The 14640-nt window shown below is 62.2% G+C and carries 11 protein-coding genes and 1 riboswitch; of the genes, 8 read left to right on the top strand and 3 right to left on the bottom strand.

Annotated elements, in window-relative coordinates; genetic code table 11:
- The first annotated feature begins 43 nt into the window (after positions 1-43).
- A complete protein-coding gene (locus KOL99_RS21945; protein WP_216512312.1) occupies positions 44-2662 on the top strand; it encodes a PAS domain S-box protein in 2619 nt (872 codons plus the stop codon).
- Between the two features lie 97 nt (positions 2663-2759).
- Here the strand turns inward: KOL99_RS21945 and KOL99_RS20430 are convergent, their stop codons facing one another.
- Genes KOL99_RS20430 through KOL99_RS20420 form a run of 3 tightly spaced genes read right to left on the bottom strand, consistent with a single transcriptional unit; the run spans position 2760 to position 4398 of the window.
- The gene (locus KOL99_RS20430) at positions 2760-3380 is read right to left on the bottom strand and encodes a FlgO family outer membrane protein (RefSeq protein ID WP_216512311.1); all 621 of its coding nucleotides are present in this window, start codon (positions 3378-3380) and stop codon (positions 2760-2762) included.
- On the bottom strand, positions 3377-4111 hold the full coding sequence (locus KOL99_RS20425; protein ID WP_216512310.1) for a FlgO family outer membrane protein: 735 nt from the start codon (positions 4109-4111) through the stop codon (positions 3377-3379). The genes KOL99_RS20430 and KOL99_RS20425 overlap by 4 nt, the downstream gene beginning before the upstream one ends.
- Positions 4108-4398 (bottom strand): hypothetical protein, encoded by a 291-nt coding sequence (locus tag KOL99_RS20420; RefSeq protein WP_216512309.1) that lies wholly within the window; start codon positions 4396-4398, stop codon positions 4108-4110. The genes KOL99_RS20425 and KOL99_RS20420 overlap by 4 nt, the downstream gene beginning before the upstream one ends.
- Before the next feature lie 336 nt (positions 4399-4734).
- Positions 4735-4811: riboswitch (cyclic di-GMP riboswitch) on the top strand.
- 71 nt (positions 4812-4882) lie between these two features.
- Here KOL99_RS20420 and KOL99_RS20415 point away from each other — a divergent pair.
- From KOL99_RS20415 to sucC, 7 genes are all read left to right on the top strand, one after another.
- Entirely contained in the window at positions 4883-5752 is an 870-nt protein-coding gene (locus KOL99_RS20415; RefSeq protein ID WP_216512308.1) for a response regulator, read from the top strand.
- Positions 5753-6095: 343 nt separating this feature from the next.
- A complete protein-coding gene (locus KOL99_RS20410; RefSeq protein ID WP_328760871.1) occupies positions 6096-7856 on the top strand; it encodes a transporter substrate-binding domain-containing protein in 1761 nt (586 codons plus the stop codon).
- 12 nt (positions 7857-7868) lie between these two features.
- Positions 7869-9293, top strand: a complete 1425-nt coding sequence (locus KOL99_RS20405) for a sigma-54-dependent transcriptional regulator (RefSeq protein ID WP_216512307.1) — start codon at positions 7869-7871, stop codon at positions 9291-9293.
- A gap of 428 nt (positions 9294-9721) precedes the next feature.
- Positions 9722-11116 carry an FAD-dependent tricarballylate dehydrogenase TcuA gene (tcuA, locus tag KOL99_RS20400; protein ID WP_216512306.1) on the top strand — a complete coding sequence of 465 codons (1395 nt, stop codon included), beginning with the start codon at positions 9722-9724 and terminating at the stop codon, positions 11114-11116.
- Positions 11103-12269, top strand: coding sequence for a tricarballylate utilization 4Fe-4S protein TcuB (tcuB, locus tag KOL99_RS20395; protein ID WP_216512305.1), 1167 nt, complete (start codon positions 11103-11105; stop codon positions 12267-12269). Before tcuA ends, tcuB begins: the two co-directional genes overlap by 14 nt.
- Before the next feature lie 35 nt (positions 12270-12304).
- Positions 12305-13633: an MFS transporter gene (tcuC, locus tag KOL99_RS20390; RefSeq protein ID WP_216512304.1), complete on the top strand. Its 1329-nt coding sequence runs from the start codon at positions 12305-12307 to the stop codon at positions 13631-13633.
- 147 nt (positions 13634-13780) lie between these two features.
- Positions 13781-14640, top strand: an 860-nt coding sequence (sucC, locus tag KOL99_RS20385) for an ADP-forming succinate--CoA ligase subunit beta (RefSeq protein WP_216512303.1), incomplete at its 3' end; no start/stop codon positions are given.

The raw sequence follows: 14640 nt of genomic DNA, 5'->3' as shown, positions 1-14640 counted from the left end.
TTCCCGGGGACGGCCGCGCTCCGCCCCGGCACGAGGAGCCTCTGTGGCCACGCACCGTTTTCGCAGGATACTGTCGCTGCAGTCGACCTTTCTGGCGGTCATCCCCTTCCTGCTGGTCGTCTTCCTGAACGTTTTCCTGCTGCTCCCCCACATCAAGAAGGATGTGGAGTCGGGTCAGCGCGAACTGGCGCGGGCGTTCGGGGTGGCCATGGACAACTACCTCTCCGCCGCGCTCACCGACGTCAGGGCGGTCGCCGCCCTCCCCCTGCACAGACCCGGCTACCTCGCCGACCTCCAGGAGATCCTCGACACCGAGGTGGAGTCGTCGTCCTCGCTGAACCTCCTCTACGCGGTGTTCCCCGACGGCCGCATCAAGGCCGCGGGGATCCGCAAGGACCACCACCACACCGAAGCCGACCACCACACCCTGGCAAGGACCAGCCTCGCCCACGAGCGGCTCTTTCTCGACACCCGGCGCCTCGGGGAGGCCGTCTGGTCCAACACCTTCGTCTCCGCCTTCGGCAAGGGGGTGTCGGTCGCGGTCGGGGTTCCAAGCGGCGACCTGGTCGTCATCGGCGAGGTGGACCTCGCCAAGCTGGTCCGCTCCATGCGCGACATCGTCGGGAGCGCCGGGCAGGCGATCATCCTGATCGACGGCGGCGGGCAGGTGATCGCCGACCAGGGCGTGACCGGCCTTCCCGTGCCCCGCTTCGTCGGGGAGATCCCCCTGGTGCGCCGCGGGCTTCGCTCGGAGGAGCCCGTGAGCGGCGAATTCACCCTGGGTGGGCGCGCCCTCACCGGCACCATGATGAAATCCACGCATATCGGATGGTACGTCCTGGTCGCCCAGCCGGTACAAAACGCCTACCGGTCCGTGGTCATCACCACGCACAACGTGGCCGCCGGGGCGGTGGCGGCCCTGCTCCTGGCCCTCTCCGCCTCGCTCTTCCTGGCCCGCCGCCTCTCGCGCCGCCTGGAGGAACTGGCCACCTTCGCCCGCAGGGTGACCCGCGGCGAGAGCTCCCCCTGGCCCAGGGGCGAGATCGCCGAGGTGGAACAACTGGCGGGCGACCTGCAGAGCATGGCGGACGAGATCCGGCACCGGGAGCAGCGGATCGTGGCGAGCGAGCGGCTTTTGCGCTCGGTCACCGACCACGCCTTCCACTACCAGGGGCTGCTCACCCCGGACGGAACCCTGGTCGACGCGAACCGCACCGCGCTGGCGCTGGTCGGGGCGAGCAAGGAGGCGGTCCTTGGACGCCCCTACTGGGACACCCCCTGGTGGCGCCACGACGCGGAACTGCGCGAGCGGCTGCGCGCCGCGATAGCCAGCGGCTGCCAGGGTATCCCCGCCCGTTTCGAGACCACCCACATCGACCACGAGGGAGGGGTGCGCCACGTCGACTTCTCCCTCTCCCCCATCCGTGACGAGGCGGGCGCGGTGATCTACCTGGTCGCCGAGGGGCGCGACATCACCGACTTCGCCCGGGCCAAGAGCGAGCTCCGGGAGAGCGAGGAGCGCTTCTACCAGGTCTTCGTGCAAAACGACGACCCGGTCATCCTGATGAAGCTGGAGACCCTGCAGGTGATCGATGCCAACCCCGCGGCGCTGACGCTCTACGGGCTGCGCCCGGCGGACCTCCCCCACCTCAGGATGGACGCCCTCATCGACGCCGGGGACCTGGCGAAGATCAGGGCTGAGCTCGCCGGGCACCACGACTCGCAGGGATTCCTGAAGCGCGCGGTGAGCCACAAGGCGGGGGGAGAGAAGATCGTCATCTCCTTCAGGGGGACCAGGATCCGGCTCAAGGACGAGGAGATCGTGCTCTGCTCCATCCGGGACATCTCCGAGAAACTCCGCCTGGAGCAGGAGATCCGTGCCACCCAGGCCAAGCTGATCCAGACCAACAAGATGACCTCGCTGGGGATGCTGGTATCAAGCGTGGCGCACGAGATCAACAACCCCAACCACTGCATCTCCATCAACAACACCGTCCTGACCCAGATCACCAGGGATGCCCTGCTCCGGCTGCGGGCGCTCAGGGAGGCGGAGGGGAGCTTCGACCTTGGGGGCTTCCCCTACGACGAGGTCCTGGACATGGTCCCCCAGCTGCACGACGGCATCAGGGGGGGATCGCAGCAGATCGACAAGATCGTGCGGGACATGAGGAACTTCAGCAAGCCCGCCGAGCTGGACATGCAGGGGACCATCGACGTGAACCGCTCGGTGGAAAACTCCGCCGCCATCCTGTGGCACCACATCCAGCGCCACACCGACAGGTACAAGATGGAGCTCGTGCAGAACCTCCCCGCCGTGCGGGGGAGCCAGCAGCAGATCGACCAGGTGGTGATCAACCTGGTCATGAACGCGCTGCAGTCGCTTCCCGACAAGAACAGCGGCGTGGTGGTGGCGACCTGGTACGACGCCGAGCGGGAGACGGTGAACCTGAGCGTCGAGGACCAGGGGGACGGCATGACCGAGGAGGTGCTCGCGCGGCTCACCGAGCCCTTCTTCACCATGAGGATCAACAAGGGGGGGACCGGGCTGGGGTTGTACATCTCCTCCTCCATCGTCAAGGAGCATGGCGGCACCCTGCAATTCCAGTCCCAGCCCGGCCGCGGCACCAAGGTGACCGTATGCCTCCCCGTCCAGCGGGGGTAGGCGCTTCCATAGTGAAAGGCCTACCCCGGCAGGAGGTAGGCCTTTCATGTTCTGGCGGCGTTGCAGCCTTCCCGGCCGCGCGGGGCCCGCGTCCGATCTACTTCACGGTGTAGCTGATTACCGAGCTTCCGCCGCAGGCATAGGTCAGCTCCCGGGTCACCATCTTGGAGATGGTGCCGGTCTCGGTGTCCATCTTGCGCGCGAAGACGAGGACCTTGTTGTTGCTCAGGTAGGTATAGGTCCCCACCACCGCCTCGGGCTGCTGGTACTCATTTTTCTTCACCTCGGTGGCCCGGCGGGTCAGCACCACCAGGCCGTTTTCGGAGAGCTTGAAGTACTTGCCGAACTCCGCCTGCACGATCTTGTAGCAGCACACCGAGTTCAGCCCGCCCCGCATCAGCTCGCCCATGAGCATCCCCGACTGGCTCGGGACGAGGCTCTGCAGGTCGGCGAAGTCGGTCACCATGACCGTCGCCCGGCCTCCGGGCTCCTCCTTGCAGGAGGCGGGCGCCCCGCAGGTCTGGCGGTCGGCGCACTTGTCGGTGCACAACTCCAGGGCCATGTCGTGGAACAGGGTCTTCATGTCGGTCGCGTCGAGCAGCATGGGCAGGGTCTTGTTGTGGCAATCCCCCCCCACCGTGATGGGAAGGGTCCCCGCGCATCCCGACAGGAGGGAACAGCTGACGAGGGCGAGGAGCACCAGGCGCAGGGGGTTCATTTACGGCTCCCCTCCCCTGGCGTGCTCTGGCCGCCCCAGCAGGTCGGGATGTCCCGGCAGCTGTAGGGGGTATCCCCGACGATCTTCATGGTGCTCAGCTTGTCCTCGCGAAAGAGCAGGCTGTCGATGTAGTGGTTCCTGGGGAGATGGATCTGCCCCGAGGAGATCACCAGCCCGGTGCCGATGTCCATGACCCTGGCGTTGACGATGAGATGGTTGTCGGCGACGGAATAGGTCCCGGTGACCACGCCGCCGATCTTGTACAGGGCCCGGATCTTCTGTATGTCGCGGCTTAAGGAAAACTCGCCGTGCTCGTTGACGGTGGTGTCCTTGGCAAGCCTGACCTCGTAGACCTTCCACTTGCGGACCTGGAGTTCGTGGATCACGTCCTCGGCGACCAGCCTGCCGAAGGAGGTGGTCTCGTTGAGGTTGTCGAGATTCACGAAGCTGGTGACGATGAAGGTGTTCTCCAGGCTCTTCCGGTCGGCGTTCCGCTCCAGCTGGTCGGTCATGAAGATCATCCGGGCGTTGAATTTGCCCACCTGGGTCAGGCTGTCCTGGACCTGCAGCGACTCGTCGACGATGTAGCGCTGGTCCGAGGCGAGGCTCTCTTTCTGGTAGCCGTCGGCATCGCGGTGCATGGACGCGGGGGCCATGGTGGCCGAGTTGGCACATGCCGACAGGAGTCCGATGGCGGCAACGAGTGCCAAGGTCTTGACGTGGTATCTCACAGGTCACCTCCCGGGCGTCCGATCTCGGTGCGCGGCTGCAGGATGTACTCCACGCGGTTGGACAGGTATTCGAATTGCTTCAGCCGGTAGGACACCGGGAAGTCGCGGTTGATGTTGGGGCACCAGTTGTCCCAGGTCACGTTGTACCCGTCGCGAAAGCAAAGAGAATCGGCAGTGCACGGAATGAAGGCGCGGCTCCTGGCACCGTCATTGATCACGACGGGAGTGGTCGAGGCACAGCCCGTCACCACGCCGGACAGCAACATGAAAAAGACCAATCGTTTCATTGTCCCTCCTGGATGATTCTATTTGTCTGCTCTTTTCTTCCAGCAACCTGTTCACTCATCGGGCCCAGGACTTCAGACTTAAGTCAGGAAAACGGAAATCTTCTCCCACTACTGACCACAAGTATCAGTGTTCGATGTCATACTCTCTGCTGCAATGCTTTTAGAAGAGGCCGAGCGGCTGTTCGGGGAAAGACGCGACACAGTGCAGGTTGCTATCGGGATAAAAGAAACCTGCGGGAGCAGGCACCGGGATTCCTTCATTGCCAGTGCCTCTTTGTTTCCCTTGACAAAGGAGGCCTTGTGAGTGTAATGACTGGGAGAAAATTAATTAGCGATACACGACAATACTAAACCATTCGCGAGAATGGGGCGGAAAGCCTAAAGGGTCTCCACGAGACAGCCGGGTTGCCGAAATATCAGACGATATTCAGCCCCGGCTTTTTTGCGTCCCGACGAGGAAGCCCGCCGGTGGCCAGGGGGAGAGATGGAGCGTTCACAGCGAGAGGCGCAGCGAAGCGAGGGCTCATCCAGGAAGAAGTTGGGGGAGATCTTTGTCGAGAAGGGGATACTTTCCGCCCTGACGGTGGAAAGGCTGGTCGGCTACGCGCGCAAGAAGGGAAAGCGTTTCGGCACCGTGCTGGAGGAGTTGGAACTGGTCACGCCCGATGAGCTCGCCCAGGCGCTGGCGCAGCAGCACGGCATGAAGTTCCTCGGGGACTTTCACCGCTACAAGTATTCCGAGGCACTGCTCGGGTTGATCCCGACCAAGGCGGCCCTGGCCAATCTGATCTTTCCGCTGAAGATGCAGGACGGGAAGTTGGCCGTCGCCATCAGCGACCCGACCCTTTCCGGTGTGCTGCGTACCTTGACGGAAGAACATGGTCTTACCGTACTGCCCTACGTGGCCCCCCGGCGCGAGATCATGCTCGCCATCAAGCTGCACTACCTGAAATCCGCACCGGCAGCGGCATCCGACAAGAAAAGCGTCCTCATCGTGGACGACGACCAGGCCGTGAGCCAGTTCATCAGCTCCTCCCTGAAACGCAAGGGGTACCACGTGGTCTGTGCCGCCGACGGCATGGAAGCGTTCAAGGAGATCATGTCCAACCGTTTCGACCTGGTGATAACCGACAAGGAGATGCCCAAGCTGAACGGCTATGCCGTGTTGGAGAGCCTGCGCACCTTCCCCGAGACCGCCAACGTCCCCGTGATACTGATCACCTCGACCGCCACAGTGGACGAGGAGGCCACCGCCCTGCGCCGCGGTTTTTTCGACTTCATACCCAAGCCGTTGCGCGAAGCCACCCTCTCCGTGAAAGTCCAGCGCGCCCTGGCCATGGCCGCGGAGTATTGATGGGGGGTGCCCAAGGGAGGGAGAGCCGCGGCTTGTGGGTCGTGGACACGAAGGGATGCGGCGGATGAGGCACAAGCCGCGCGAGAGCAGAGCTATTAAGAAAATGGATGAGCATCAAGGAGACATTAAAGAAAGGCACAGCAACAAAAGGGCCACCCGTTCAAAGATACCAAGATGTCCTGCCATGGCTTGTGCGGAGCTTTTGTGCAGAAGGAGAGGGATGGAATTTGTTTACAGGGTCTCGTTGAATTTGATATAAACAGGAAAAACGAGGATTTACTTTAGTTTAGATTGATAAGGAGTCGACACTGAAAGTACGCTGGCGCGGCGAGGTGAGGTTGACGTGGGTTTCGTAATCCGCATTGTCTCCGCAGTGTGCTTACTGCTTGGCCTTGCTTCCTCATGCCTTGCCTCCGCCCCCGTTGACGGCATTCTGGTAGGGGGCCAGGGTGATGACGGCCCTGTTCCCGGAAGAAGTAATATCATCCGTGTCAGCGGCAACCGCAACTACCCTCCCTACGAGTTCGTCGACAAAAACGGCCAGCCTGCCGGCTTTACCGTGGATTTGGTGCGAGCTGTCGCCGAGGTGATGGGGATGGACGTCAGGATCCAGCTCAATGAGTGGTCTAAGGTGCGCAGCGACCTCGCTGCCGGCAGGATCGACATGAGCTTGGGTATGTCGCACACCCCCGAGCGAGAAGCGTTCTTTGACTACCCGTCTCCTCATTCCATCGTGCAGCACGCCATCTTCGCACGCAAAGGGACACCCCCCGTGGGATCCCTGGAGGAGTTGAGAGGCCATAAGGTAATCGTCTTTCGCGACGGGGCCATGCACGACCGGTTGAAACTGCTCGGCTTCGGCGACGATCTCGTGCCCGCCGATACCGTTGCCGACGCGCTGAGGTTGCTGGCCTCGGGCCGCTGTGACTACACGGTGACGGCCCTGCTCCCTTCCATGTACATCATCCGGGAAAACAAGCTATCGAACCTTGTCCCGGTGAATAAAAACATCGCCTCCTACAAGTTCTCCTTCGCCGTCAGGAAGGGGAACCATGCGCTGCAGTCGCGACTCAACGAAGGTCTCGCAATTCTCATCAAGACCGGGCAGTACCAGCAGATTTACGACAAGTGGCTCGGCGTGCTGGAGCCCAAGAAGGTCAGCTGGGACAAGGCCCTGCAGTACGGCGCCATGACGTTGTTTCCGCTCGTGCTTCTTTTGGCCGGGACCTTTGTCTGGTCCCGTTCCCTGCAAAATCGCGTCAACCAGCGTACCAGGGAACTGGCGCTTGAGGTCTCCGAAAAGGAACGTGCCCTGGAGGAATTGCGCCTGCACCAGGACAAACTCGTCCAGGCGGACAAGCTGGCATCGCTGGGTATCCTGGTCTCCGGTGTAGCCCACGAGATCAATAACCCCAACGGGCTCATACTGATGAGCATGCCGATATTGAAGGAATCGCAGGATGCCGTGAGCAAGGTGCTTGAGGATTACTGCCGGGAACACGGCGACTTCATGTGCGGACAGCTCCCCTATTCCCGCATGCGGAACAGGATCCCGGCGTTGCTCCATGAGGTCCACGAGGGCGCCAAGCGAATCAAACGGATTGTCGATGATCTCAAGGACTTCGCCCGTCAAAGCGACGCTGCCAGCATGGAACCATTCGATATGAACGACGTGGTGCAGGCCGCGACACGCCTGATAGAAAGCTCAATCCGCAAGGCAACGCGCGGGTTTACCGCCAGCTATGCGGACGACCTTCCCAAGGTCATGGGCAACGCCCAGCGCATCGAGCAGGTCGTGGTCAACCTGATCCTGAACGCGTGCCAGGCTCTCCCCGACCAGGAGCGGCGCATCTTCGTCTCCACCTCTTTTGAACGGAAGCAGGGAAAAGTGGTGCTCAAGGTGCGGGATGAAGGAATCGGCATCGACTCCGAACAGCTCCTGCATCTTACCGACCCTTTCTATACGACCAAACGTGAGACGGGAGGAACCGGCCTCGGCCTCTCGGTTTCGGCGGGCATCGTCAAGGAGCATGGCGGTCTGTTGGAATTCGCCTCGGAACCCGGCACCGGGACCACCGTCACACTTTCCCTGCCGACAGCATAGGATATCAAAGACATGGGCGATCCCCTCTTCCCTTCCTTCAGCATTCTCTTGGTAGACGATGAGCCTTCCTGGCTGCAGACCTTCTCACTCGCACTGGAATGGGCCGGCATCACCAACATAGTCACCTGCCAAGACAGCCGCGAGGTCATGGACATACTGGACCGTGGGGCGGTGGGCCTCGTTCTTTTGGACCTGACCATGCCACATCAGGGGGGAGAGGAACTTTTGGCTCTGATCTGCGAGCGGCACCCGGAAGTCGCGACCATCATCGTCAGCGGCCTCAATCAGATCCAGAACGCGGTGCAATGCATGAAGATCGGGGCCTTCGACTATTTCGTCAAGACCGCCGAGGAGGGAAGCATCGCCAGCGGTGTGCTGCGGGCCATAAAGATGCTGGAACTGCAACGTGAAAACCGGCAGATGTCCGCCTGCATCCTGGGCCGCAAGCTGAAGCACCCCGAAGCCTTTCAGTCCATCGTCAGCGTCGACCCCGGCATGCATGCCATCTTCTCCTACCTGGAAGCGGTCTCCAGGAGCAGCGAACCCCTGCTGATCGGCGGCGAGAGCGGCGTTGGCAAGGAGCTCTTCGCCCAGGTCGCCCACAACCTGAGCCGGTGCCGGGGTGCGCTGGTCGCGGTAAACGTGGCCGGTCTCGATGACAACGTCTTTGCCGACACGCTGTTCGGACATGTGCGCGGCGCGTTCACCGGTGCGGACGTGGCGCGGCGCGGGATGATCGAGGAGGCGGCGGACGGGACCCTGTTTCTGGATGAGATCGGGGACCTGAGCCCGTCGTCCCAGGTAAAACTGCTGCGGCTCCTGCAAAGCGGCGAATACTTCCCGCTGGGATCCGACGTTCCGAAGCGGCTTCGCGCGCGAGTGATAGTTGCCACCCACCACGATCTGGCGGCCAGGCAGGCTGCCGGGACCTTCCGGCGGGACCTTTATTATCGGCTGCGCACCCACCATGTCCAGATACCACCATTGAGGGAGCGCAAAGGGGACCTTCCCCTGCTCGTTGATCATTTTCTGGCGGAGGCGGCCGGCGCGTTCGGCAAGAAGAAGCCGACCCCGCCCAAGGAGTTGGTGCAACTCCTCTCCACCTACGGCTTTCCCGGCAACATCCGCGAGCTGAAGGCGATGGTCTTCGATGCCGTGAGTACCCACCAAGGCAGGGTTCTTTCCCTTGACTCCTTCAACAAGGCGATCAACTGTGTCGAAGGAGCCCTGGGGCCAGCCACCGTCCCCGGTTCCGAGCTGAAGCCGTTTGCCTGCTTCGAACGCCTCCCCACCTTCAACGAGGCCATCGAGTTGCTGATGGCCGACGCCATGGAGCGCGCCGGGGGGAACCAGACCATAGCGGCCCGCCTGCTCGGCATGACACAGTCGGGCCTTAACAAGCGGCTGAACTCAATGCGAAAGCGATCCGCACCGTAGTTTCATGGTCGTCTCCGACGGCGCAACCCTCTGTGGTTGCGCCGTTTTTCATTCCTGCCGCTTTTTTTCACCCGCACCCCCCCCCCTTTGCAACTCCCCTTGTACGAACCGTCATGACAAATGGAATGGTCATGACGTTCGTCATGACCTACGCAACACCCTGATTTTTAACGAAACGCCTCTCCTCCCGCTGCGCGGGCCAAGACGGACGTCTTACCCCTTCAGCCCCTCTTTCTACCAACCAAAACATAGTTTTGTATACGAAATCAAGCGCTTATCACCTCTCCCCCCTCATGGCATCCCTGTTGCTGAAACCTGCCTATGAATTGAGGCTGGCAGCCGGTGCAGCGCCGTTCGAACGAGTGTTCGGTTTTTAAAACGCTTCATCGGAAAATGCGCCAGACAACGAAGGGAAAGGAGCAGTGATTATGGATTTAACACGAACCTACGACGTCCTGATTGTAGGAGGCGGGAACGCAGCCCTTTGCGCCGCCATCACGGCGCGCCGCGCCGGAGCAAGCGTGCTCTTGCTCGAAGGGGCACCCAAGGATTTCCGGGGGGGCAACAGCAGGCATACCCGCAATCTGCGCTGCATGCACGACCACCCGGCGGACGTGCTGACGGACAGCTACTCGGAGAGCGAATACTGGGAAGACCTGCTCAAGGTGACCGGGGGGGAAACGAACGAACAGCTCGCCCGGATGACGATCCGCCACTCCGCCCACTGCCGGGAGTGGATGGTGCGCCACGGCGTCCGTTTCCAGCCGTCACTTGGCGGTACGCTCCACCTCTCCCGCACCAACGCCTTTTTCCTGGGGGGCGGCAAGTTCCTCGTCAACGCCTATTACCGCACCGCGGAAAAGCTCGGTGTCGACATCGAGTACAACTCCGAGGTGGTCGAACTGAAGATCAAGGACAACACGTTCACCTCCGCAGTCTTCGCCCGCAAAGGCTTCACCCACGAGGTCCACGCCAAGACCCTCATCGCCGCGGCCGGGGGGTTCCAGTCCAACATCGCCTGGCTCAAGGAGGCTTGGGGCGAGGCCGCCAACAACTTCATCATCCGCGGCACCCCCTACGACAAGGGGAACATCCTGCGCTTTTTGATGGACCAGGGTGTCAAGAGCGTCGGCGATCCTACCCAGTGCCATGCGGTCGCCATCGACGCCCGTGCCCCGAACTTCGACGGCGGCATCGTCACCAGGGTGGACTGCGTGTCGCTGGGGATCGTGGTCAACAGACACGCACTCCGCTTCTACGACGAGGGGGAAGACTTCTGGCCCAAGCGCTACGCGATCTGGGGACGCCTCGTGGCCGGTCAGCCCGATCAGATCGGCTATTCCATCATCGATGCGAAGGCGATGGGGACCTTCATGCCGCCAGTTTTCCCCCCCATCGAGGCGACGTCTCTCAAAGAACTGGCGGCCAAGCTGAACCTGGACCCGGATACGCTGTCACAGACCGTAGCTAAGTTCAACGCCGCCATCAAGCCGGGGAACTTCAATCACAACGTCCTGGATGACTGCAGCACCGCCGGCCTCACCCCACCAAAATCGCACTGGGCACGCCCGCTGGATACGCCACCTTTTTACGCCTACCCGCTGCGCCCCGGCATCACCTTCACCTATCTCGGCGTCAAGGTCAACGAGCGCGCCCAGATCATCATGCAGGACGACAAGCCGTCCCACAACATGTTCGCGGCAGGTGAAATCATGGCCGGCAACATCTTGGGCAAGGGGTACCTGGCCGGGTTCGGCATGACCATCGGAACAATTTTCGGACGTATCGCTGGAGAGGAGGCTGTCAAACATGTCAACGCTTGAATCAATCCCAAGAGAACTGGTGCTGGAGGGGGAGCGGGTCATGCGGCTTTGCAACGCATGCCGCTATTGCGAGGGGTTCTGTGCCGTCTTCCCTGCCATGGAGCGCAGAATCAACTTCACGGAGAAGGACCTGAACTACCTGGCGAACCTCTGCCACAACTGCACCGAATGCTACTACGCCTGCCAGTTCGCGCCGCCGCAGGTGTTCGAGCTGAATTTCCCGAAGACGCTGGCGGAGATACGCCTGGAGACCTACCGCAAGTACGCCTGGCCCGGGGCATTCGCCGCCCTGTTCCGCAGAAACGGTCTGGCGACCGGGGTTGTCTCAGTGGCGGGTCTTTTCGTGATCCTGGCCATCATGCTGGCGGGGCGCACGCCGCGGGCACTCCTTGCCGCACACAGCGATGCCGAAGGGGCCTTTTACGCGGTCATGTCGCACCAGGCGATGGTTGCCACCTTCGCCACGGTAGCTCTGCTCATCTGCGGGGTGTTCGCCATCGGCTTCGCCCGGTTCTGGAGGGACACCGGTGTCAGTAACGCTCAGCCGCTGGTCGCGTCGGACTTGCTCCAGGCGATCAGCGACACCCTGGGGCTCAAGCATCTGGACGGCACCGACAACGGTTGCGCCTATCCGGACGAACTCCCTTCCAACACCAGGCGCGTGTTCCACCACCTCACCTTTTACGGCTTCGGGCTCTGCCTGGCGGCAACCGCCGTCGGGACGGTCTTCCATTACGGGCTGGGGTGGGAAGGCCCCCCGCCGATCCCCGATTTCGCGCGAGGGGGCGCCGGGGTGGTACGCAGCCTGCCGCTCCTGCTCGGATCGCTCGGTGGAATAGGGCTGCTGCTTGGTCCTGCGGGGCTCCTTTGGCTCAAAAGCAGGCGAAACTCCCTGCTGGTGGACCCGCGACAAAACGGCATGGACGCGGGGTTCCTCGTCTCGCTGATGCTCACCAGCCTGAGCGGGTTCCTGCTGACCGTCTTTCGTGAAACCCCGGCGCTCTCCGCGCTGGTGGTCGTGCACCTGGGCGTGGTGCTGGGGCTCTTCGTCACCATGCCCTATGGGAAGTTCGTCCATGGCATCTATCGTTTCGGCGCTCTTTTGCGCAACGCCAAGGAGCAGCGCACCATGCAGAAACTCGGCGCCGAGTAACCGCAAACCATAACTAGAATGACAGGAGGTGATGTATGAAACCCACGATGAGCAGGAAAGATCGGATCAAGAACGTCTACCGCGTCGCAACCGGCAATTTTCTGGAAATGTATGATTTCATGGTCTACGGCTACTACGCCTCGTATATCGCCAAGACATTCTTCCCGGCGGGGAACGAATTCACGTCGCTGATGCTTTCTCTGGCCACCTTCGGGGCGGGCTACCTGATGCGCCCCCTGGGCGCGCTGTTCCTCGGCTCCTACATCGACCGCCAGGGGAGGCGCAAGGGGCTGGTCATGACCTTGGCGATGATGGCATTTGGCACCCTCACCATCTCCTGCACGCCAGGATACAGCAGCATCGGGGTGTTGGCGCCGATACTGGTGGTGCTCGGGCGCCTGATCCAGGGGCTGTCCGCGGGCGTGGAACTGGGCGGCGTTTCCGTCTACCTCTCCGAGATAGCGACTCCCGGCAACAAGGGGTTCTACTGCGCCTGGCAATCGGCGAGCCAGCAGGTCGCCGTTGTCATGGCGGCGGCGATCGGTATGTACATAAGCAGCATCCTGCCTCCCGCCGAGATGCTCTCCTATGGCTGGCGCATTCCGATGTGGATCGGCTGCATCATCATCCCCCTGATCTTCATCATCCGTCGCGGACTGAAGGAGAGCCCCGAATTCGAGGCGCGTCACCACCATCCGAGCAACAAGGAGGTGCTCCGTACCGTTGCGGAGAACTGGCAGAAGGTGGGGCTTGGCACCATGATGTCGGTGATGACTACCACCACTTTTTACCTGATCACGGCGTATATCCCCACGTTTGGCAAGCACGCCCTGCACCTGAGCCCATCGGACAGCCTGCTGGCCACCTTCTGCGTCGGCATATCCAACTTCATCTGGCTCCCTATCGGCGGGGCCATCTCGGACCGCATCGGTAGACGGCCGCTGTTGTTCCTGTGCACCATCCTTACCCTCTGCTTCTCGTACCCGGCCATGTCCTGGCTGGTGACCGCCCCTTCCTTCAGCCGTTTGCTGGCGGTGGTGAGCTTCCTCTCCTTCATCTTCGGTGTCTACAACGGCTCGATGATCCCCTTCCTGACGGAGATCATGCCGGCCAAGGTGAGAACCACCGCCTTTTCTCTCTCCTTCAGCCTGGCAACCGCCATATTCGGCGGTTTTACCCCGGCCGTCTGTACCTATCTCATCGAGAAGACGGGCAACCGCGCCAGCCCGGCCCTCTGGCTCTCCGCCGCCGCCCTGATCGGCCTCGCGGCGGTATCCCGGCTCGCGTCCTCCAGCTCGCCGGAGGAAGTGCCCCTGAAGGAATCGATGACCGCGTCCAACCTGGAGTTCTCTGGCAACGATTGATGCCAGAAACGGACGGAACCTGGGACCGGCGCCACAGGCGCCGGCCCCCTTCGACAACCTGACGTCGGCGTGTCACTATCGGCCGGCCCGGTACCAACACCCCGCTAACCGCCGCAGAAATTCCGCTGCAGATTTGGAGAAGAAACAGTGAATATCCATGAATACCAGGCCAAAGCGATCCTGAGAAAATTCGGCGTGCCGGTCCCCGACGGCCACGTCTGCTACAACGGCGCCAGCGCCCGCGAATGGGCCAAGCGTCTGGGCGAGGGGCCCTGGGTGGTGAAGGCGCAGATCCACGCCGGCGGGCGCGGCAAGGGGGGCGGGGTCAAGCTCGCCAGGACCTCGAGCGAGGTGCAGATGATCGCCCGCGACATGCTCGGCATGACGCTCAGGACGCACCAGACCGGGCCGGAAGGGAAGGTGGTGCACCGGGTGCTGGTGGAGAACGGCTGCAACATCGCCAACGAGCTCTACGTGAGCCTCCTGGTCGACCGCGGCACCTCGCGCGTCACCGTGATGGCCTCGACCGAGGGGGGCATGGACATCGAGGAGGTCGCGGCCAACACCCCGGAGAAGATCGTCACCGAGGCGGTGGATCCCCTGGTCGGCCTCACCCAGTTCCAGTGCCGCAAGATCGCCTTCAGCCTCGGATTGAAGGGGAAGCTGACCGGCAAGGCGGTCAAGGTCCTCACCAACCTCTACGCCACCTTCATCGCCTGCGACTGTTCCCTGCTCGAGATCAACCCGCTGGTGGTCACCGCCGAGGGGGATCTGCTCGCCCTCGACGCCAAGTTCGGCTTCGACGACAACGCCCTGTTCCGCCACCTGCAGATCGGCGACATGCGCGACTTCGACGAGGAGGACCCGAACGAAATCGAGGCCTCCCATCACGACCTCTCCTACATCTCGCTTAACGGCAACATCGGCTGCCTCGTGAACGGCGCCGGTCTCGCCATGGCCACCATGGACATCATCAAGCACTACGGCGGCGACCCGGCCAACTTCCT

Source organism: Geomonas azotofigens, assembly GCF_018919395.1.
Taxonomy (GTDB): Bacteria; Desulfobacterota; Desulfuromonadia; order Geobacterales; family Geobacteraceae; genus Geomonas; species Geomonas azotofigens.
Note: the sequence above shows the minus strand (reverse complement) of the source record. Positions and strands in the feature narration are given on the sequence as shown.

What these genes read in the sequence shown, in the direction of transcription:
- KOL99_RS20405 (WP_216512307.1), top strand. Translation starts at nt 7,869, where the DNA reads ATGGGCGATCCCCTCTTCCCTTCCTTCAGCATTCTCTTGGTAGACGAT.
- KOL99_RS20420 (WP_216512309.1), bottom strand. Translation starts at nt 4,398, where the DNA reads ATGAAACGATTGGTCTTTTTCATGTTGCTGTCCGGCGTGGTGACGGGC.
- KOL99_RS20415 (WP_216512308.1), top strand. Translation starts at nt 4,883, where the DNA reads ATGGAGCGTTCACAGCGAGAGGCGCAGCGAAGCGAGGGCTCATCCAGG.
- tcuB (WP_216512305.1), top strand. Translation starts at nt 11,103, where the DNA reads ATGTCAACGCTTGAATCAATCCCAAGAGAACTGGTGCTGGAGGGGGAG.
- tcuC (WP_216512304.1), top strand. Translation starts at nt 12,305, where the DNA reads ATGAAACCCACGATGAGCAGGAAAGATCGGATCAAGAACGTCTACCGC.
- tcuA (WP_216512306.1), top strand. Translation starts at nt 9,722, where the DNA reads ATGGATTTAACACGAACCTACGACGTCCTGATTGTAGGAGGCGGGAAC.
- KOL99_RS20430 (WP_216512311.1), bottom strand. Translation starts at nt 3,380, where the DNA reads ATGAACCCCCTGCGCCTGGTGCTCCTCGCCCTCGTCAGCTGTTCCCTC.